Origin of the sequence: Leifsonia shinshuensis (assembly GCF_022606355.1) — a bacterium.
GTDB lineage: Bacteria > Actinomycetota > Actinomycetes > Actinomycetales > Microbacteriaceae > Leifsonia > Leifsonia shinshuensis_B.
Genome location: NZ_JAHHZQ010000001.1, coordinates 1,159,354 through 1,177,499, shown reverse-complemented (window position 1 = coordinate 1,177,499; position 18,146 = coordinate 1,159,354). Strand labels below are relative to the sequence as shown.

The following is an 18,146-nucleotide window of genomic DNA, read 5'->3' as shown; positions in this document are numbered from 1 at the left end:
CCGCTCCACGGTCAGCGGCCGTCGTCTCCTGCGGAGGGAGGCGGCGGCCGCTCTGCGCGCCAGGTGGAATCGGGCGGCGTGACTCCCCGCCGTGCGCTCAGCGCAGCAAGGCCTCGACCATGTCGCGGCCGAGGCGCGCGGCGGCGACGGCATCGAACACATAGACGACGTATCTCCCACGACGTGACGTCGTCACGAAGCCGGCCTGCTTCAGGATCGCGAGGTGTCGCGAGACCTCCGGTGCGCTCAGGCTCCAGCTCTCCGCGAGGTCGGCCGTGGTGTGCGGGCCGCGGATCAGGCTCCGGGCCAGACGGAGGCGCACGGGGTTGTCCAGTGCGTGCAGGCGTTCCTGGATCAGCTCGATTGTGGTCGAGGGCGGCGGCATCCTCACCCCGGAGACCGGGTACTGGATGACCGGCCGCCATCCCGGAGCGTGCACCACCAGGAGGTGGGGATGGCCGAGCACACTCGGCAGGAAGGTGACCCCGCTCTCATCGGCCGTCGTCGCGTTGTCCTGCAGTTTGTCCACCACGATCCGGGTCCCGGCGTCGTCGAGGGCGATGGCCGGCGACAGAGTGCCGACGAGGCCCCGGAGCCCCGTGGTCGCCAGCACATCGTGCTTGAACCGCGAATCCGCGGTGAGCCGGGGGAGGAGCTGCTTCCAGACGTCGGCGAAGAACGCCGCTTCACAGTCCTCGAGCAGCCGGCGCACCAGTGCGCGGGCGCGAGCGGGATCCGTCAGGACGTAGTCGACGAAGTCGATCTGGCGCGGCCCTCGGGCGAGGGCGCGGTCGCGGGCGAGCTCGCGGGCCGCCGGGTCGACGAGGGGCGAGCCGAGGTCCCGGTACAGGGGAACCGTGCCACAGCTGCTGGTCAGCAGTGCCGCGGACACCCAGGTCTCGTCGCTGAACGCGTCCATCGCGTCGAGCTCGTCGGCCAGGGTCGCCCCCGGCTCGGCCGGGAGCAGCATGTCGGCCCGCGAGGTCCGCCAGAGGAAATCCGCTTCGATGAGCCGATCGAGCAGGTGCGGCTCGATGGCCGCCGCCACCGACGACACCCAGCCGTTCTGAGCGGGATGGTGCGCGGGCTCCATCAGCAGATGCACGGCCGAACCCAGCTCGGCGAGCGGGGACGGGGCGAACCGATAGCCGGTGGGGGAGACGCGCGTGACATCGATCGAGACGCTCATGCGGTCATCCTCGCAACCTTTTCCGCGGCCGCGAAGACGGATTGACGATGATCGTCAATCGGAGCGCGGAGGGCGACACCGCCGCACGAGAGTGACGTCATGACGATCAAAGAGCTCCGTCCTCCGTGTCGATTCGCAGCACTGCCCGCGAGCGTGTGGTGGCGCCTGGTCCCGGCCCGGTGGATACTCCGGCGGGAGCGGACGCCGTCGCGGACGGCACGGGCTCGTGCCCTTCAGGAACGCCTGGACTACGCCTCCGCCGCGCGCGCCGCAGCGGAACGCGCGCGACTCTGGCTCTGAGGATCCCGCGTCGCAGACCGGTCCCGGGGTGCGGACCACGACGCGGTGTACCTCCAGAACAGGCGCCGACGCAGGCGGATGCCGGGCAGCACACGGCGGACCACGTCGCGGACCTCCTCGAACGTCTCGGCCGGATCGGCGGTCGGCGCATGCACGTGCGCCGACCTCCGCGTCGCCCGGGCCGGGTGACGTGCGAGGCCGATGAGCGGGTTCAGCAGAAGCGATACCGCCGAGCGCAGGGCGTCGGCTTGCGTCTCCCTCGCCAGGCCGACGATGACGACGCGGCCACCCGGTCGCACCGCGGCGCGCGCCTCCTCCAGTGCATCCCTCAGCGCGAGGTGGTGCAGGGAGGCCACGAAGACGATCAGATCGTAGGCCGCCGGTCGCTCGTGCCCGAACCCCCTGTTCTCGACGCGGACCGCGGACGTGCGGCAACGCTCGGCGGCTACCGCCGCGGCGGCAGCATCGGGCTCGATCCCGATCACCGTGGGGAACACCCCGGAGAGGCGCTTCAGCAGGGTGCCGGTGCCGCAACCCACATCGAGCGCGGCGCCGCCACCACCGCGTCGCACCGCGCGCGCCTGCCTGAGCACGAACCCCGCGAAGGCGTCATTGTGCGACCACGGGTGGGCGGCGTTGACCCGGCCGAGCAGGGCGAGGAATCCCATCCGGACAGCGTATGCGCTCCGCTCGCCCGACGCGGGACGAGGGAACCGGGAGGTTGAGGTGCGAGCGCCGGCCTGTCGCCGTCGACCGGCGGTGCCGTCGACCGGTGTTCCCGTCAGCCGGCAGCAGGAGGCGTGACCTCCGCCAGCAGCTGCAACCCGCGCACGGCCGCGGCGTCCCTGCTCAGCCCCGACGCCGTCGCCTGCGCCGCCGCCAGCCGATCCTCGCCCCACGACTGGCGCACCCGCGCGGCGAGCGGAGCCCGCCTCAGGCTCTCGATGTCCTGCCGCGAGTTGGACCGCCCCGCCAGGGCGAACAGCTCCAGTCCGGCGTCGACCCACGTGTCTCCGCCGGCGGCGCCGACCTCGGTGTCGAGCATCCAGATCGCGAAACCGAGAAGTCCGGTGCCGACGACCGGCTTGTCGAGGTAGGGCGGGTTCAGGCGCGCGCTCACCAGGACGCGCGTGCGCAACCGCCATGCCGCTGCGGCGGTGTCGCCGCGGCCGAGGAGGTCGGGGTCGGCCTCCTGCGCCCGGAGCCGGGCGGCGACCAGGGCTGCTCCCAGGATCGTCAGCCAGGGGTTGGCGATCACGTCCCGGTCCGCGGCCGTGTCATCGAGGTAGACGCCGATCGCCTCCTCGTAGAGCCGGACGGCCTCGGTGAAGTCGCCCTCCGCCAGCGCGATCTCGGCCAGGCCGGCGAAGCCGATGCCGTAGTAGTCGACGTAGTCGAATCCGGTGCGGTCGACCTCCTCGTACAGATAGTTCTCCAGGAGCCCCCTGCCCCGGGCGATGTCGCCGGCCGAGATCGAGTTGACGGCGATCAGCCAGTCCAGCTGACGCAGGTCTCCGGTCGCCTGGAGCAGCGCAAGTCCCGAGCGGGCGCGTTCGGCCCACTCGAGCGCGTCGCGTGGATGCGCGAGCTGGCTGTGCAGCTGGGCGAGCGCCTGCGCCGCCGACGCGATCGACCACGCGTCCTCGGCCTCCAGGGCCTTGGCATGGGCGTGGGCGGCGACGACCAGGGCCTCGTCGAGCTCGCCCGCGTTCTCCTGCAGCTGCGCGGTGAGCAGGCTGCCCATCGCCGCGAGCTCGGGGTCGCGCGAGCGGCGGAACTCCGCGAGCAGCCGCATCCCCGGCTCGACGTGGCCGGCCGAGAGCACGAGCTCTGCGATCGCATCGAGCCGCGGATCCGCGAACGGCCGGTCACGGCGCAACCTCCGCAGCCGGGAGATGGCACGGACGGCCGTGCGCAGCCCCGCGAAGAGGAACGTGCCGCCGACGAGCGCGTAGCACGCGGCCGCCGCCTCGCGGTCGTCGCTCTCGGGCTCCCAGCCCGACAGCACCTCCATCACTGCCGGGCCGAAACCGAGAACCTCGGTGTGGGTGCTCCGCAGCGACCAGTAGTACGCCAGCACCGCGAACACGGCGGCGGCGGTCGCCTGTCGTCGGCCGTCGATGGCCGAGCGCAGCACCGCCACGAGGTTGTCCTGCTCGGCCGTCACCCTGGCGAACGTCGGCACCTGCTCAGGGCCGTGCATGCGGGCGAGCGCACTGCGTGCGAAGCCGATGGCCCAGGCGTCCACGCCGGCACGCACCTCGTCTGCCTCGCCGGCCGAGGTCAACTCCAGGTCGCCGAACTCGCGCACGGTCTCCAGCATCCGGTAGCGGAGGATTCCGGTCTCGGCGTCCTCCGATACCGTCACGAGCGACTGCGCGACGAGCGCATCGAGATCGTCGAGCACCGACGCGCCGCCGGCGCCCGCGACAGCTTCTGCCGCCTCGGAGCTGAACCCGTCGGGGAACACCGAGAGCCGGCGCATCAGCGACTGCTCCGACGCGCCGAGGAGGTTCCAACTCCAGTCGATGACCGCGAACAGGGTGCGGTGGCGCTCCGGGGCGGTGCGGTCGCCCCCGGTCAGGAGAGCGAAGCGGTTGCCCAACCGGCGTTCGATCTCCTCCACCGACAGCGAGCGGGTCCTGGCGGCGGCGAGCTCGATGGCGAGGGGGAGGCCGTCGAGCCGTGCGCACAGCCGTGCGACGGCCTCTGGCGGCAACACGACGCCGGGGCGTGCCGCCCGCGCCCGCTCGGCGAACAGCTCGACGGCGGGCCCGTCGTCCTCCGACGGCAGCGGACCGAGGGCGTAGACGCGCTCGGCGCCGATCGACAACGGCGCTCGGCTGGTGGCGAGCACCCGCACGGTGGGTGTCGACGAGAGGATGTCCTCGACGTACGCGGCCGCGGCATCCACGATGTGCTCGCAGTTGTCGACGATGAGGAGTGTCTCCCGCTCCGAGAGCAGCCCGAGGATGCGGGAACGCAGATCGAGTTGCGCGCCGGGGTCGGCGAGCCGGGTCGCCCTGGCCTCGCGGATCCCGAGGGTGGACGCGAACGCCAGTTCGACGTCGTCGCCGGTACGCACACTCGCCAGCTCGACCACGATCACGGCGGGCGTGTGGATGGCGCGCTGGCCGACCTCGTTGGCCAGGCGCGTCTTGCCGAGGCCGCCCGCTCCCAGGATCGTCGTCAGGCGCGAGGTGGCGACGAGGTCCTCGACGGCGTCGAGGTCGTACTCCCGGCCGACGAGCGCGTTCGGGGCCGTGCGCAACCCGATCCGCACGCGGCGCGGCGCGATCGGCTCGCGCTCGTCCTCCTCGGCGAGGAGGCGCGCGTTGAGTGCGACCAGGTCGGGCCCCGGACGCGTGCCGAGCCGGTCGAGCAGGGCCTCCTTGAGCTCGGCGAACGCCAGCAGGGCGTCGCTGCGACGGCCCGCATCAGCGAGCGCGCGTATCCTCTCGGCGTGCAGAGACTCGTCGTAGGGGCGCTCGGCGAGCAGCGGCTGGAGGTCGGCCAGCGCGGTCACCGGGTCACCCGCGTCGCGTGCCGCACCCGCGCGAACCGCGAGCAGCTCGGAGCGCAGCTCGCGAGCCGTTTTGGCGAGCTCGTCCGCCAGCCGGGTGCCGCTCAGCTCCAGCCCCGGTTCGCCCCTCCACAGCGCGAGTCCGGCGCTCGCCGCGCTCACGGCCGCGGCATGATCGGCCGCCTCGCGCGCGGCCCGCGCCCGCTCGAGGAGGATGCGCGCGAGCCCGAGGTCGGTGCCGTCGGCCTGCACCGCGAGCGTGTAGCCGGACGGGGTCGACTCCAGTAGGCCGTCGGCGCTGCTCGTCCGCACCCGGGAGACCAGGGTCTGCAGGGCGGCACGCTCCTGTCGCGGGGGCGCGTCGTCCCAGAGGGCCTCGACCAGCGCCGCCACCGAGGCCGCACCGCGGGCCAGCACCAGCGCCACCACGAGGCTCTTCCCGCGGGCGCCGGACGGCTCGGCGAGGGCGCCCGTACGGTCTTCGACGAGCACCGGGCCGAGCACGGCGACACGGAGGCGGGCGGGTGCGGAATCCACTCGCCGATCTTAGCCAGGGCGGCGCGTCCCGCGGGTCACCGCGCGTAGGCTCAGCCCATGGCGTTCGACTGGTCGCAGTTCTACGAGAAGCAGGGCGGACGCGGGGTGCGTCCCACGTTCGAAGCCGCTCTCGACGGGTGGAGCGACGGACCGGGTCTCGCGATCGACCTCGGGTGCGGCGACGGCGTCGAGACGCGCGAGCTCGCGGAGCGCGGGTGGCACGTGCTGGCGATCGACTCCGATCCCGGCGTCGACGACCGCGTCAGGGAGGGTCTCGACACGGAGGCGTCCTCGCGCGTCGAGACCCGGTGTGCGACCTTCGAGGGCCTGGGCGAGCTGCCGAGGGCCGACCTGGTGTACGCGGGGTTCGCCCTCCCGTTCTGCGATCCGACGAGCTTTCCGTACCTGTGGGCGGACATCCGCGATGCGATCGAGCCGGGCGGGCTGTTCGCGGGGGAGCTGTTCGGCCCTCACGACGAGTGGTACGGGCGGCCCGGCATGAACTTCCACGATCGCGCCGGGGTCGAGGCGATGCTCACGGGGCTCGACGTGCTCCGGCTGGTGGAGGACGACCGTCGGGGGATGTCGTTCGAGGGACCCAAGCACTGGCACGTGTTCCACATCGTGGCGCGGGCGTGAGCGGGGGCGGGGGCGGGGGTGGGGGCGTCGTGCCGGTCGAGCCTGCTGCTCCGTGGCCCGCTGCTCCTCCCCAGTCCGGGCTCTGAGCGGCTTTTCCACAGATCTCGCGGAGACTGCGCGGCAGGTGGTCGGGCCCGAGCACGATGGATACACGGTGAGCGCCCGAAAGGGGCCGCACGCACCCGCGACATCGACATCCGCACAGAAGGAGACCTGCACAATGCCACCCCTGCTGCTCAAATGCATGCATGCCCATTTCCATCACGATCCGTTCGGCTCCCGACGAGGTCCGCGACGAGCTCGCGGCCCGCGCGGCCCGTTCGGGCAGATCACTTCAGGAGTACCTCGTGCATGAACTCACCCGCCTCGCCGGCAGACGCGCCATCGACGATGTCCTCGACAGCATCCGCCAACGGGCAGAGCACTATCCTCCGATCGATCGGGAGGTCGTCCTCGGCATCATCGCAAGGGGTCGTGAATGATCAGCGCCGCCGCCGGACTGCCCGAGACGGTCGTCGTCGACACCAGTGCGCTGGTCGACCTGCTCATCGATCCGTCCGAGGCGGGCCGGGCGGTCGCCGAACGTCTGCGGGGCCGCGACCTCGCGGCGCCCGATGTCATGTTCGCCGAAGCCGCGAACGTCCTTCGAGAACTGAAGCTGCGCGGACTCCTCAGCGACGGCGAAGCGTCCATGGCCTACGCGGAGCTGCTGGAACTGCCCATCGAGTCCTGGCCGTTCGAGAGCGTCGAGCACCGGGTCTGGGAGCTCCGAGCGGGCATGAGCGCGTTCGACGCGGCTTTCGTCGCCCTCGCGGAGCTGCTCACCGCTCCGCTCGTCACCAGCGACGGCCGACTCGCGCGCGCGGTCGAGGCGCTGCCGGCGGCCCGGGTTCGGCGCGTGGAGGTGGTCGATGCGCGCTGAGCCCGATACGGCGCGGAGTGGATGGTTTTGCAGAGCCGGCGCGAAGGGAGGTGCTGCCCGCATGAGCTGCGGTGCGGTCGGCGCGCGTGCGTGCGCGTCGGCGGCCCGTGAGCGTCAGCGAATGGTCTTGCGTGCCGTGATCTGTCCGGTGTCGAAGCCGAGCAGGTGCAGCCCGCCGTGGAATCGGGCGTGCTCGATCTTGATGCAGCGGTCCATCACCACCGTGAGGCCGAGCGACTCCCCGTACTCCGCGGCCTCCTGGTTCCAGATGCCGAGTTGCACCCAGACGGTCGGAACACCGAGGGCGGCCGCCTCATCGATCACGCCCGGCACGTCGCTCGGACGCCGGAACACGTCCACGATGTCCGGGACTTCGGGGAGGGAGGCCAGGTCAGGGTAAGCGGGGCGGCCCAGGATGGTGTCGGCGTTCGGATTGACGAAGTAGACCCGGAAGTCGGTCGACTGCAGCAGGTACGTGCCGACGAAGTAGCTCGAGCGCGTCGGGTTGGACGACGCGCCGACGATCGCGACGGACTTCGCGTTGCGCAGGATGCGCAGGCGTTCCTTGGCGTCGGGTCCGGTCCAGGTGCGCTGCGACTTGAGCAGCTTCGCAAGGGGGGAGTCCGCGGGGACGGAGCAGCTGAGGCCGTTCACCAGCTGCACGTCTGTGAGTTCGGCGTCCGTGGTCCCACGCGGGTCGGCGTGGCCGGTCGGGTTCTGGCCGCTGAGCTCCGCTCCGGTGGGAGCGGTCGCGGTGGCGTTCGTCTCCTGGTGCGTCGTCGTCATGCTGCCGTCTCCTTCAGCGCTGCGCTGAGCGCTTGGTCCAGATCGTAGATGATGTCGTCGACGTCTTCGATGCCGACGCTGATGCGCACCACGCCCGGGAGCACGCCGGCGTCGAGGAGCTGCTGCTCGGTCAGCTGTGCGTGCGTCGTGGAGGCGGGGTGGATGACGAGCGTCTTCGCGTCACCGATGTTCGCCAGGTGGCTCGCGAGGTTCAACGACTCGATCAGGCGCTGGCCGACCTCCCTGCCGCCGGCGACGACGAACGAGAACACGCTGCCGGGACCCTGGGGCAGGTATTTCTGCGCTCGCCCGTGGTGCGGGTGATCCGGCAGGCCGGCCCAGAAGACCTTCTCGATGCGCGGGTCGGCGTCGAGCCATTCGGCGACGGCGCGGGCGTTGTCCACGTGCGCCTGGATGCGGTAGGGCAGCGTCTCGACGCCCTGGGCGAGGAGGAACGCCGAGTGCGGGGCGAGCGACGGGCCGATGTCGCGCAGCTGCTCGGCGCGCAGCCGGGTGAGGAACGCGTACTCGCCGAAGTTGCCCGACCACTCCAGCCCGCCGTACGACGGGACGGGCTCGCCGAACAGCGGGAACTTGTCCGTGTGCCAGTCGAAGCGACCGCTCTCGACGACGACACCGCCGAGGGTCGTGCCGTGGCCGCCCAGGAACTTGGTCGCCGAGTGGATGACGATGTCGGCGCCCCACTCGATCGGGCGGTTCAGATACGGCGTGGCGATGGTCGAGTCGATGATCAGGGGGACTCCGGCGGCGTGGGCGACCGCGGCCAGGCCCTCGATGTCGGCGATCTCGCCGGACGGGTTGGCGATCGTCTCGGCGAAGACGAGTTTCGTGCGGTCGTTGATGGCCGCGGCGTAGTCGGCCGGGTCCGAGCTCTGCACGAAGGTCGTGTCGACGCCGAATCGGCGGAGGGTGACGTCGAGCTGAGTGATCGATCCGCCGTAGAGGTTCGCGGACGCCACGATGTGGTCGCCGGCCCCGGCCAGGGAAGCGAAGGTGATGTACTGGGCGCTCAGGCCGCTCGCGGTCGCGACGGCACCCAGTCCGCCCTCGAGGCTCGCGATCCGCTCCTCGAAGGAGGCGACGGTCGGGTTCGCGAGACGCGAATAGATGTTGCCGTACTTCTGCAGCGCGAATCGCGCTGCAGCGTCGGCGGTGTCGTCGAACACGAAAGCGCTGGTCTGGTAGATCGGGAGTGCGCGGGCACCGGTCACGGGGTCGGGGATGTTGCCCGCGTGGATCGCACGCGTCCGGAAACCATATTCGCGATCAGCCATGCGGCCACGCTACCGGAGGCTCCCCGGGCGCCGGGGGCGGCGGTCGTAATACGCGGACATGGTTCACCCGAACGCGGGCGCCGTACGCTCGCGTGCGTACGCGGGCTCCGGTGCACTGCTCGTGCCCAGACCGCTGTTGTAGCGTGGAGGGGATCGCGGCGACTGCGATCCCGGACGACGGTTCAGTACCCGGAACGCGACAAGACTGGCCAAGGAGTCGTCCTCGTGTCCTGGATCGTCCTCATCGTCTCCGGCGTGCTCGAAGCCGTCTGGGCCACCGCCCTCGGAAAGTCCGCCGGCTTCACCCGGCTCTGGCCGAGTGTGGTCTTCGGGGTGGCGCTCGTCGCCTCCATGGCCGGGCTGGCCTACGCGATGCGCGAGATCTCGACCGGCACCGCGTACGCCGTGTGGGTCGGGATCGGCGCCGGGCTCACCGTCCTCTACGCCATGATCTTCGGCGGCGACGGCTTCTCGCTGCTGAAGCTCCTGCTCATCCTCGGCCTCGTGGCGTGCGTGATCGGGCTCAAGCTGGTGCACTGAGCCCGCTTGGCCCGCGGCGTGTCCGCCCGCTCCAGCTGACCGCCGCCCCGTGCGACACAGCGTGCGACCGGACCCGCTACAACGCCGCCAGCAGCCGCGCCCCGTCCGGCACCCCGAGGCCGGTGCACGCATCCCAGCCGGCGCCGGCCGCATACGCACCGTTGTCGCCGGAGGTGATGTCGCGGAAGCCCGCCGCGACCTGGCCGGCCCGGATGGAGTCGTAGAGCGCCGGCTGCACCAACCCGAACCGCTTCCCCGTCGACTGGGCGAGGCGCGCGATCAGTGCCGCCCAGAGAGGCGCGACCGCGCTCGTGCCTCCGATGACCAGGTCTCTCCCGTCGACCCGCACCCGGTAGCCGGTCTGCGGGTCGGCCACGGCCGACACGTCGGGCACCCCGCGGCCTCCGGGGCCGTTGGCCGCCCCACCGGCGTCCGTGCCTCCCGGCCCGAGCGGCACGCCCACGGTGCCCTGCCACGACGGGAGGGCGAACACCGCGCTCACCCCGCCGCCGGTCGCGCCGTTGCCCGTTCCGTTGTTCCACACCGTCTCCGAGCGCACGGTGCCGGTGGACGTGTCGGCGTCCAGGCGGGTCCCCCCGCAGGCGAGGGCGTGCGGCGACGAGGCGGGGAAGTCCACGTGCGCCTTGCCGTCGCCGACCCGGTCGCTGCTGCCGTCGTCGCCGGCGGCGACCGTGGTGGTCACCCCGAGCGCCGCCGCGTCCTGCAGAGCCTGGTCGAAGGCGGTCCGCGCCTGGGCCGTCCACTGATCCTCCGACTGCCCCCAGCTGATGCTGATGGCCGCGGGCGTCGGCGTCGCGTGCGCCGCCGTGCTGACCGCGTCGAGGAACCCGGCGTCGGTATTGGGGGCGAAGTAGACGACGATCGACGCTCCGGGTGCCAGGGAGCCTGCGACCTCGATGTCGAGCATCACCTCCCCGTCGGCCCCGTTCGGGTCCTGGCCCGGCACGTTCGCGCCGCCGTCGACCCCCACGGCTGTGACCGACGGCGTAGGGATGCCCAGGCCGGCGAAGTACGTGTCGAGGTCCGACTGCACGTAGCCGCCGCCGAGTTCGACGATCGCGATCGTCTGCCCGCTGCCGTCGGTTCCCGCGGGGAAGTCGTAGACCGCGCCCAGCTGGGGCGGGGTGTAGCTCGTCGTCACGGCGGCCGGGCGAGCGACGCGGAACTGCGCACGCGCTTGCGGTCGGTCATCGAGCCCGAGGACGGCGGTCACCACGCCGTCGAGCTCTGCCGGGATGCTGAGCCCGCCGGTGCGCTGGCGGTAGCTCGGGGCGTCCGCGCCCGCGTCGGCCGGCCGGGACTCCGCGAGGTCGGTTCCGAAGACGCGCGCGAGGACCGCCGCCGGCCCGGAGACGCGCACGCGCCGCTCTGCCGCGTTCTCCTCGTCGATCGTCACGCCGAGCCGCGCAAGCGTGGAGACCACGAGCTGGAGGTCCCCCGGAGACGCGCCGTAGCGCTCGCCCAGCTCCTGCGCGGTCAGCGGCGATGTGAAGGCGTCGGCCGGCAGCGGCGCCCTGCGGCGCAGGATCAGTGTGGCCTCCACGGGCGCCTCGGGCGAGAGCGCCCCGTGCGCCCGGTAGCCGGTGCGCTCCGGCCGTTCGCTTCCGGGAAGGGGGACGAGGTTCAGCGGCTCTTCGGCATCCATACCCCACGGTCTACCACCGGGTGCCGACAGCGGGAACGGCCGGAGGCTGAGGAGGGTCTCAGACCCAGCTGGGCAGCCACATGTGGATCTGCCAGTACCAGAACGGCACCTGCTGCGCCGTCCAGAGCGGCCAGAAGAACACGCTCACCGCCGTCACCACGGCGAGGAACACCGCCGTCCAGGCGATCCCGCGTCTGCGGCGATGCTCGGGGTCGGTGCGCCGTCCGAGCACGATGCCGACGACCGCCGCGAGTCCCAGGATGAGGTAGGGCTCGAAGGCGATCGAGTAGAACTGGAAGATCGTGCGGTTGATGTAGAGCAACCACGGCAGGTAGCCGGCGGCGAGCCCGGTGAGGATGAGGCCGTACTGCCACTCGCGGTAGCGCGCGAGCCGGTAGACGAGGTAGAGCACGGCAGCCGCAGCTGCCCACCAGATGATCGGGTTGCCGAGCGAGGTGATCGCCGCCGAGCAGCCTCCCGGCGCGGTGCAACCGGCCTGCCCGTACGCGTTTCCGGTGTAGTACATGCTGGTCGGCCGGATCATGAGCAGCCACGTCAGCGGGTTCGCCTGGTACGGGTGCGGAACGTGCAGGTTGATGCTGTAGCCGTACATCTCGGACTGGTAGTGCCAGAGGTTCTGGAACCACAGCGGCACCCAGGCGAGCCCGCCCGTCCACTGGGCGTGCACCGACTCGGCCCAGTCGCGGTAGTAGCCGCCGGTGGTCACGAGCCAGCCCGTCCAGGTCGCGAGGTAGGAGGCGAACGCGATCGGCACCATCAGCACGAAGGTCGCCGGAGCCTGCTTGAGGATCGCGCCGCTGATGTAGAAGGCGATCCCCGCGCGCCGGCGGGCCACCAGGTCGACGATCACGGTGTACACGGCGAAGAACGCGAGGAAGTAGAAGCCGCTCCATTTCACCCCGGCGCAGAGCCCGGTGAGGATACCCGCCGAGATCAGCCACGGCCGCCACCAGATCACCGGACCCCAGGCGGGGTCGCGGCCGGCCGAGCGTTCCGCGGCCACCCGTGCCGCCAGCCGGGTCGCGTGCCAGCGGCGATCCAGCAGCACGCAGCCGAAGGCCAGCAGCGCGAAGAACATCACGATGTTGTCGAGCAGCGCGACGCGGCTCATCACGATCGCGTGCCCGTCGATCGCCAGCAGGAACCCGGCGATGGTCGCCAGGATCGTCGACCTGAAGAGCATCCGGGCGATCAGGAACACCACCAGCACCGCCAGGATGCCGACGATCGCGGTCGACAGGCGCCAGCCGAAGGAGTTGCCTGCGCCGGTCGCCGCCATGCCGAGGGCGATGATCCACTTGCCGAGTGGAGGATGCGCGACGAACGAGGGCGCCGAGGAGAAGATGTCGGTGTTCCCGGCGGCGAAGGACTGGTCGGCCTTGTCGGGCCAGCTGCCCTCGTAACCCAGGTGGAACAGACTCCAGGCGTCCTTGACGTAGAAGGTCTCGTCGAAGACCAGCACGTGCGGCGAGCCGAGGTCCCACAGCCGCAGGATCGCTGCCAGAAGGGTGACCCCGAGCGGTGCTCCCCAGTACCAGAGCTTCAGCCGCAGCGGAGTGCGCAGGACGCGCGCCCACCAGTCGTCCAGCCGGCTGCCGGTGCGCTCCGGCGCGACGTGCGCGGCGGTCGGCGCAGAGGACACCGTGTCGCCGGCGAGTGGGTAAGGGGAGCTCACCAGGACATCCTGACAGACTGGACCCATGATCATCCTCGCCGCGACGCCGATCGGGAACCTCGGCGACGCCTCCGCCCGTCTGGTCGAGGTGCTCGCCTCCGCGACGGTCGTCGCGGCCGAAGACACCCGCGTCACGCAGCGGCTGCTCGCCGGGCTCGGCATCGACAACCGGCCGCGCCTCATCGCGCTCCACGAGCACAACGAGCGGGAGCGCGCCACCGAGCTCGTGGAGCTCGCCCGCGACCAGGACGTCGTGGTGCTCTCCGACGCCGGCATGCCGACCGTCTCCGATCCCGGCTTCCCGCTGGTGGAGGCCGCTGCCGCTGCGGGTGTCGACGTGACGGTGATCCCGGGGCCGAGCGCCGTGCTCACCGCGCTCGCCGTCTCCGGCCTCCCCACCGACCGCTTCACGTTCGAGGGCTTCCTGCCGCGCAAGCAGGGGGAGCGGCTCTCCGCGCTCCGGGCGCTCGCTGCCGAGCAGCGCACGATGGTGTTCTTCGAGTCGCCCAACCGGCTGGCGGCCTCGCTCGCCGATCTCGCCGAGGTCTTCGGCGGCGAACGCCGGGCCGTCGTCTGCCGGGAGCTGACCAAACTGCACGAGGAGGTGCGCCGCGGCCCGCTCGCGGTGCTGGCGGAGTGGGCGGCCGAGGGCGTGCGCGGCGAGATCGTGGTCGTCGTCGCGGGCGCGCCGGCGCGGGAGGCCGATCCGGCCACGGCGCTCGACCAGGTGCTCGCGCTCGTCGCCGACGGCGTCCGGCTGAAGGACGCGGCCGCCGAGGTCGCGGAGGCCACCGGCCTGTCGCGCCGCGATCTGTACCAGGCGGCCCTGGAGGCGCGGAAAGCCTAGGGCGTACGGTTCGACGGGACGATGACCACCTCGACGTCGGGAAAACGGCTGAATCCCGCGTCCTCGGTGAGAAGCGGGACGCCGACGGCGTAGGCGTGAGCGGCGATGAGCGCGTCCTTCTGCCTGATCGCGGTTCGCGGTCGGGCGGTGAGCGTTCCGTAGCCGTCGGACGCCGCCCGGTCGAAGTCCAACCAGAACTCCGGGAGGTCGTCCAGCGTCGCGATCAGTTCGTGCCGTTGGCTGGCGGCCGCTTTGCGGCGAGGGTCGGCCTGGAACGAGAAGAGTCCTTGCATGAGCTCGCCGCGACAGACCGTGGACGAGCGGTACGAGCCAAGCTCGTCGATGATGTGGTCGGGTATCCCGCTGATCAGCACGCTCGTGTCGAGCATCCCCCGCACGATCACCGGGCTTCTCCGACGGCGTCCGCGTCTCGGGATGCGCTCAGGCGCTCGAGCTCTTCTGCGACGAGGTCGGCGTCGGCGAGTCGCGCGAGGAGCCGGAGTCGTGCCTTTGCGCCTTCGAGTGCGGCGTCGGAGCCCTTCTCGGCGTCATCGGCGACGGGGACGAACGCTGCACTCACGCGGCCGTGCGTGGTCACGGCTGCGCCGGACGTCAGATAGTGGGCGGGATTCGCCTTGAAGGTGGTGATCGGGACGTGAGGGAGTCGATCGATTTCGGCAGCGGTGAGCGACATTTCTGCTCCGTTCGGAAGATTCGGCTCTGATTCTATTCCGTTCAGCTCCGAATTTGCCGCGTGACAGCAGCGCGAGTAACAACGCCGGCCCACCCCTCGCGCGCCCGTAGGATAGTCAGCATGTCCGACGGCTCCGCGTTCTACATCACCACGCCGATCTTCTACGTCAACGACGTCCCGCACATCGGGCACGCGTACACGGAGGTCGCCGCGGACGTGCTCGCGCGCTGGCACCGTCAGGCCGGCGACGACACCTGGCTGCTCACCGGCACAGACGAGCACGGCCAGAAGATCCTGCGCACCGCGACCGCCAACGGCACCACACCCAAGGAGTGGGCCGACCGGCTGGTGACCAACGAGTGGCTGCCGCTGCTGAAGACCATCGACATCGCCAACGACGACTTCATCCGCACCACCGACGAGCGGCACGAGAAGAACGTGCAGAAGTTCCTGCAGAAGCTCTACGACGACGGCTTCATCTACGCGGGCGAGTACGAGGCGCTGTACTGCGTCGGATGCGAGGAGTTCAAGCCGCAGAGCGAGATCGTCGACGGCACGGGGGAGTACGCCGGCCAGAAGGTCTGTGCCATCCACTCGAAGCCGCTGGAGCTGCTGCAGGAGAAGAACTACTTCTTCCGCATGAGCGACTTCGCCGACCGGCTGCTGGCCCTCTACGAGGAGCGGCCGGAGTTCGTCCAGCCGGAGTCGGCCCGTAACGAGGTCGTCTCGTTCGTGCGCCAGGGCCTCAGCGACCTGTCGATCTCGCGTTCCAGCTTCGACTGGGGCATCAAGGTGCCGTGGGACGAGTCGCACGTCGTCTACGTGTGGTTCGACGCGCTGCTCAACTACGTGACCGCGGTCGGCTACGGGCAGGACGACGAGAACTTCGAGCGCCGCTGGCCCGCCACCCACCTGGTCGGCAAAGACATCCTGCGGTTCCACGCCGTGATCTGGCCCGCGATGCTGATGGCGGCCGGCCTGGAGGTTCCGCACCAGGTGTTCGGCCACGGCTGGCTCCTGGTCGGCGGCGAGAAGATGTCCAAGTCGAAGCTCACCGGCATCGCGCCGACGCAGATCACCGACACCTTCGGCTCCGACGCGTTCCGCTACTACTTCCTGCGCGCCATCAACTTCGGGCAGGACGGCTCGTTCAGCTGGGAGGACCTCGCGGCGCGCTACCAGGCCGAGCTGGCGAACGGGTTCGGCAACCTCGCGTCGCGCGTGATCGCCATGGTGACCCGCTACTTCGAGGGCATCGTCCCGCCGGCGGCCGCGTACGAGGAGGCGGACCTCCACGTGCAGCAGGTCGTCGGGAAGGCGGCGGCCGACGCCGACGCCGCGATGGGCAAGCTGGCGATCCACGACGCCCTCGCCGCGGTGTGGACCGTCGTCGACGAGCTGAACGGCTACATCACGCTGCAGGAGCCGTGGAGTCTCGCGAAGGACGACACCAAGCGCGAGCGGCTCCAGACCGTCCTGTACACGGCGGCGGAGGGCCTGCGCGCTCTCGCGGTGCTGCTCTCGCCGGTCATCCCGCAGGCGACCGCCAAGCTCTGGACGGCGCTCGGCGCGTCCGCAGAGCTCGGGCCGCTGGAGGCGCAGCCGCTGCGCCGTGCGGGCGACTGGGGACAGCTCGCCGCCGGTACCGAGGTCAACGGTCTCGAGGCGCTGTTCCCGCGGATCGACGCGGACGCGGTGCCCGCGGCATGACCGACCCGGCGTTCATCCGCCAGCGGCACGTCACCGACGGCCGCGACCTCGCCTACCCTCCACTTCCGGAGGCGCTGGTCGTGCCCGTCTACGACAACCACACGCACTTGGAGATCGCCGACGGGAACGACCCCCTCGACTACCGCGAGCAGCTCGACCGGGCGTCGAGCGTCGGCGTGCGCGGGGTCGTCCAGGTCGGCAACGACGTCGAGACGTCGCGGTGGTCGGCCGAGACGGCGGCGGTCGAGCCCCGGATGCTCGCCGCCGTCGCCCTGCACCCCAACGATGCTCCCGACTATGCCGAGCGCGGGGAGCTGGACGACGCTCTCGCGGTCATCGCCGAGCTGGCGGGGAGGCCGCGCGTGCGGGCCGTCGGCGAGACCGGCCTCGACTTCTTCCGCACGGAGGAGGGCCCGCGTCGCGACGCGCAGTTCGCCTCCTTCGAAGCGCACATCGAGATCGCCAAGCAGAACGGCATCGCCCTGCAGATCCACGACAGGGACGCGCACGCCGCGGTCGTGGCGACGCTCAAGCGGGTCGGCGCCCCGGAACGGACGGTCTTCCACTGCTTCTCCGGCGACGTCGAGCTCGCCGAGATCTGCGCGGAGAACGGCTGGTTCATGTCGTTCGCGGGCACTGTGACGTTCAAGAACGCGCCGGGCCTGCGGGAGGCGCTGCGCGTCGCGCCGCGTCACCTGATCATGGTCGAGACCGACGCGCCCTTCCTCACGCCCACGCCGTTCCGCGGCCGGCCGAACGCGCCCTACCTCATCCCGCACACGGTGCGGGCGATGGCGGAGACCATCGGCACCGACGCCTCCACGCTCGCGGCGCAGCTCAACTCCAACACCGAGCTCGTCTACGGGCGCTGGGACAGCGAACCCGTCGGCGCGCCGCCGACGGAGCCGATCGGGATCATCGCGTGAGCGAGCTGCGACTGCTCGGCCCCGCCGAGATCCGCGACCTGGCGGAGCTCCTCGGCGTCACGCCCACCAAGAAGCTCGGCCAGAACTTCGTCATCGACGCCAACACCGTGCGCCGCATCGTGCGGGTCGCGGAGGTGGCAGAGGGTGACATCGTGGTCGAAGTCGGGCCCGGCCTCGGATCACTGACTCTCGGGCTGCTGGAGGCGGGCGCGCGCGTCGTCGCCGTCGAGATCGACGGCCGGCTGGCCGCCCAGCTGCCGGTCACGGTGGAGCAGCTGGCGCCCTCCGTCCGCGATCGGCTGACGGTCGTGCACCGGGACGCCCTGGCGGTGACCGACCTCCCGGAGAGCCCGGTCCGCCTGGTCGCCAACCTCCCGTACAACGTGTCGGTGCCGGTGCTGCTGCACTTCCTCGAGACCTTCCCGACCCTGCTCTCCGGAGTGGTGATGGTGCAGGCGGAGGTCGGCCACCGCATCGCGGCGGGGCCGGGTTCCAAGGTCTACGGGGCGCCCAGCGTCAAGGCGGCGTGGTACGGCACCTGGCGCACCGCGGGCAACGTCAGCCGGCAGATCTTCTGGCCGGTCCCCAACGTGGACTCGGTGCTGGTCGCCTTCGACCGCCGTTCGGAGCCGCGCGGCGACGAGGCCCTGCGCAAGCGCACCTTCGCCCTCGTGGACGCCGCGTTCCAGCAGCGCAGGAAGACCCTCCGCCAGTCGCTCTCCGTCGTGTTCGGCGACCCGACGTCGGCGGCGACGGCCCTGGAGGCGGCGGGCATCAGCCCGTCGCTGCGCGGCGAGCAACTGCAGCTCGACGACTTCGTCAGACTCGCCGCCACCACCTGATCGGGTGGTCCTCGGAGCGCCCGTGCGGTGTGTA

General features: G+C 71.3%; 17 protein-coding genes and 1 riboswitch. Of the genes, 8 read left to right on the top strand and 9 right to left on the bottom strand.

The annotated features are described in order from the left end of the window. Positions 1-97: 97 nt before the first annotated feature. The 3 genes from KNO15_RS05625 to KNO15_RS05615 form a co-directional block, all read right to left on the bottom strand. The gene (locus KNO15_RS05625) at positions 98-1,189 is read right to left on the bottom strand and encodes a DUF5937 family protein (RefSeq protein ID WP_241702437.1); all 1,092 of its coding nucleotides are present in this window, start codon (positions 1,187-1,189) and stop codon (positions 98-100) included. Positions 1,190-1,437: 248 nt separating this feature from the next. Continuing rightward, positions 1,438-2,157, bottom strand: coding sequence for a class I SAM-dependent methyltransferase (locus tag KNO15_RS05620; protein ID WP_241702436.1), 720 nt, complete (start codon positions 2,155-2,157; stop codon positions 1,438-1,440). A 113-nt stretch (positions 2,158-2,270) separates the two neighbouring features. Then, positions 2,271-5,549, bottom strand: coding sequence for an AfsR/SARP family transcriptional regulator (locus KNO15_RS05615; protein WP_241702435.1), 3,279 nt, complete (start codon positions 5,547-5,549; stop codon positions 2,271-2,273). Between the two features lie 57 nt (positions 5,550-5,606). Between KNO15_RS05615 and KNO15_RS05610 the strand changes: the two genes are divergently transcribed. The 3 genes from KNO15_RS05610 to KNO15_RS05600 all read left to right on the top strand — a co-directional run bounded on the left by KNO15_RS05610 (position 5,607) and on the right by KNO15_RS05600 (position 7,110). Beyond that, on the top strand, positions 5,607-6,188 hold the full coding sequence (locus KNO15_RS05610) for a class I SAM-dependent methyltransferase (RefSeq protein WP_241702434.1): 582 nt from the start codon (positions 5,607-5,609) through the stop codon (positions 6,186-6,188). Positions 6,189-6,436: 248 nt separating this feature from the next. Beyond that, complete coding sequence (locus tag KNO15_RS05605) at positions 6,437-6,670, top strand: FitA-like ribbon-helix-helix domain-containing protein (protein WP_241702433.1); 234 nt, start codon at positions 6,437-6,439, stop codon at positions 6,668-6,670. After that, positions 6,667-7,110: a type II toxin-antitoxin system VapC family toxin gene (locus KNO15_RS05600; protein ID WP_241702432.1), complete on the top strand. Its 444-nt coding sequence runs from the start codon at positions 6,667-6,669 to the stop codon at positions 7,108-7,110. The genes KNO15_RS05605 and KNO15_RS05600 overlap by 4 nt, the downstream gene beginning before the upstream one ends. Positions 7,111-7,224: 114 nt before the next feature. Here the strand turns inward: KNO15_RS05600 and KNO15_RS05595 are convergent, their stop codons facing one another. After that, positions 7,225-7,764: a CoA-binding protein gene (locus tag KNO15_RS05595; protein ID WP_374113154.1), complete on the bottom strand. Its 540-nt coding sequence runs from the start codon at positions 7,762-7,764 to the stop codon at positions 7,225-7,227. 128 nt (positions 7,765-7,892) lie between these two features. Further along, complete coding sequence (locus KNO15_RS05590; protein ID WP_241702431.1) at positions 7,893-9,191, bottom strand: O-acetylhomoserine aminocarboxypropyltransferase/cysteine synthase family protein; 1,299 nt, start codon at positions 9,189-9,191, stop codon at positions 7,893-7,895. A 148-nt stretch (positions 9,192-9,339) separates the two neighbouring features. After that, a riboswitch (guanidine-III (ykkC-III) riboswitch) is annotated at positions 9,340-9,405 on the top strand. An 11-nt stretch (positions 9,406-9,416) separates the two neighbouring features. Between KNO15_RS05590 and KNO15_RS05585 the strand changes: the two genes are divergently transcribed. Continuing rightward, the gene (locus KNO15_RS05585) at positions 9,417-9,731 is read left to right on the top strand and encodes a DMT family transporter (RefSeq protein ID WP_241702430.1); all 315 of its coding nucleotides are present in this window, start codon (positions 9,417-9,419) and stop codon (positions 9,729-9,731) included. A 76-nt stretch (positions 9,732-9,807) separates the two neighbouring features. Here KNO15_RS05585 and KNO15_RS05580 read toward each other — a convergent pair whose 3' ends face one another. Then, on the bottom strand, positions 9,808-11,397 hold the full coding sequence (locus KNO15_RS05580) for a S53 family peptidase (protein WP_241702429.1): 1,590 nt from the start codon (positions 11,395-11,397) through the stop codon (positions 9,808-9,810). 58 nt (positions 11,398-11,455) lie between these two features. Beyond that, positions 11,456-13,093, bottom strand: coding sequence for a dolichyl-phosphate-mannose--protein mannosyltransferase (locus KNO15_RS05575; RefSeq protein ID WP_241702428.1), 1,638 nt, complete (start codon positions 13,091-13,093; stop codon positions 11,456-11,458). 25 nt (positions 13,094-13,118) lie between these two features. On the opposite strand from KNO15_RS05575, the gene rsmI reads away from it, so the two are divergent. Continuing rightward, a complete protein-coding gene (rsmI, locus tag KNO15_RS05570; protein WP_241702427.1) occupies positions 13,119-13,940 on the top strand; it encodes a 16S rRNA (cytidine(1402)-2'-O)-methyltransferase in 822 nt (273 codons plus the stop codon). Here rsmI and KNO15_RS05565 read toward each other — a convergent pair. Together KNO15_RS05565 and KNO15_RS05560 are read right to left on the bottom strand one after the other, a co-directional pair. Continuing rightward, on the bottom strand, positions 13,937-14,329 hold the full coding sequence (locus KNO15_RS05565; protein ID WP_241702426.1) for a type II toxin-antitoxin system VapC family toxin: 393 nt from the start codon (positions 14,327-14,329) through the stop codon (positions 13,937-13,939). The genes rsmI and KNO15_RS05565 overlap by 4 nt on opposite strands. A gap of 11 nt (positions 14,330-14,340) precedes the next feature. Next, positions 14,341-14,634 carry a hypothetical protein gene (locus tag KNO15_RS05560; RefSeq protein ID WP_241702425.1) on the bottom strand — a complete coding sequence of 98 codons (294 nt, stop codon included), beginning with the start codon at positions 14,632-14,634 and terminating at the stop codon, positions 14,341-14,343. 120 nt (positions 14,635-14,754) lie between these two features. Here KNO15_RS05560 and metG point away from each other — a divergent pair, with 120 nt between their 5' ends. The 3 genes from metG to rsmA are packed head-to-tail and all read left to right on the top strand — an operon-like array spanning position 14,755 to position 18,112. Next, entirely contained in the window at positions 14,755-16,344 is a 1,590-nt protein-coding gene (gene metG / locus KNO15_RS05555) for a methionine--tRNA ligase (RefSeq protein ID WP_241702424.1), read from the top strand. Next, positions 16,341-17,270 (top strand): TatD family hydrolase, encoded by a 930-nt coding sequence (locus KNO15_RS05550; RefSeq protein WP_241702423.1) that lies wholly within the window; start codon positions 16,341-16,343, stop codon positions 17,268-17,270. Before metG ends, KNO15_RS05550 begins: the two co-directional genes overlap by 4 nt. Beyond that, positions 17,267-18,112 (top strand): 16S rRNA (adenine(1518)-N(6)/adenine(1519)-N(6))-dimethyltransferase RsmA, encoded by an 846-nt coding sequence (gene rsmA / locus KNO15_RS05545; RefSeq protein WP_241702422.1) that lies wholly within the window; start codon positions 17,267-17,269, stop codon positions 18,110-18,112. The genes KNO15_RS05550 and rsmA overlap by 4 nt, the downstream gene beginning before the upstream one ends. The last annotated feature ends 34 nt before the right edge of the window (positions 18,113-18,146 follow it).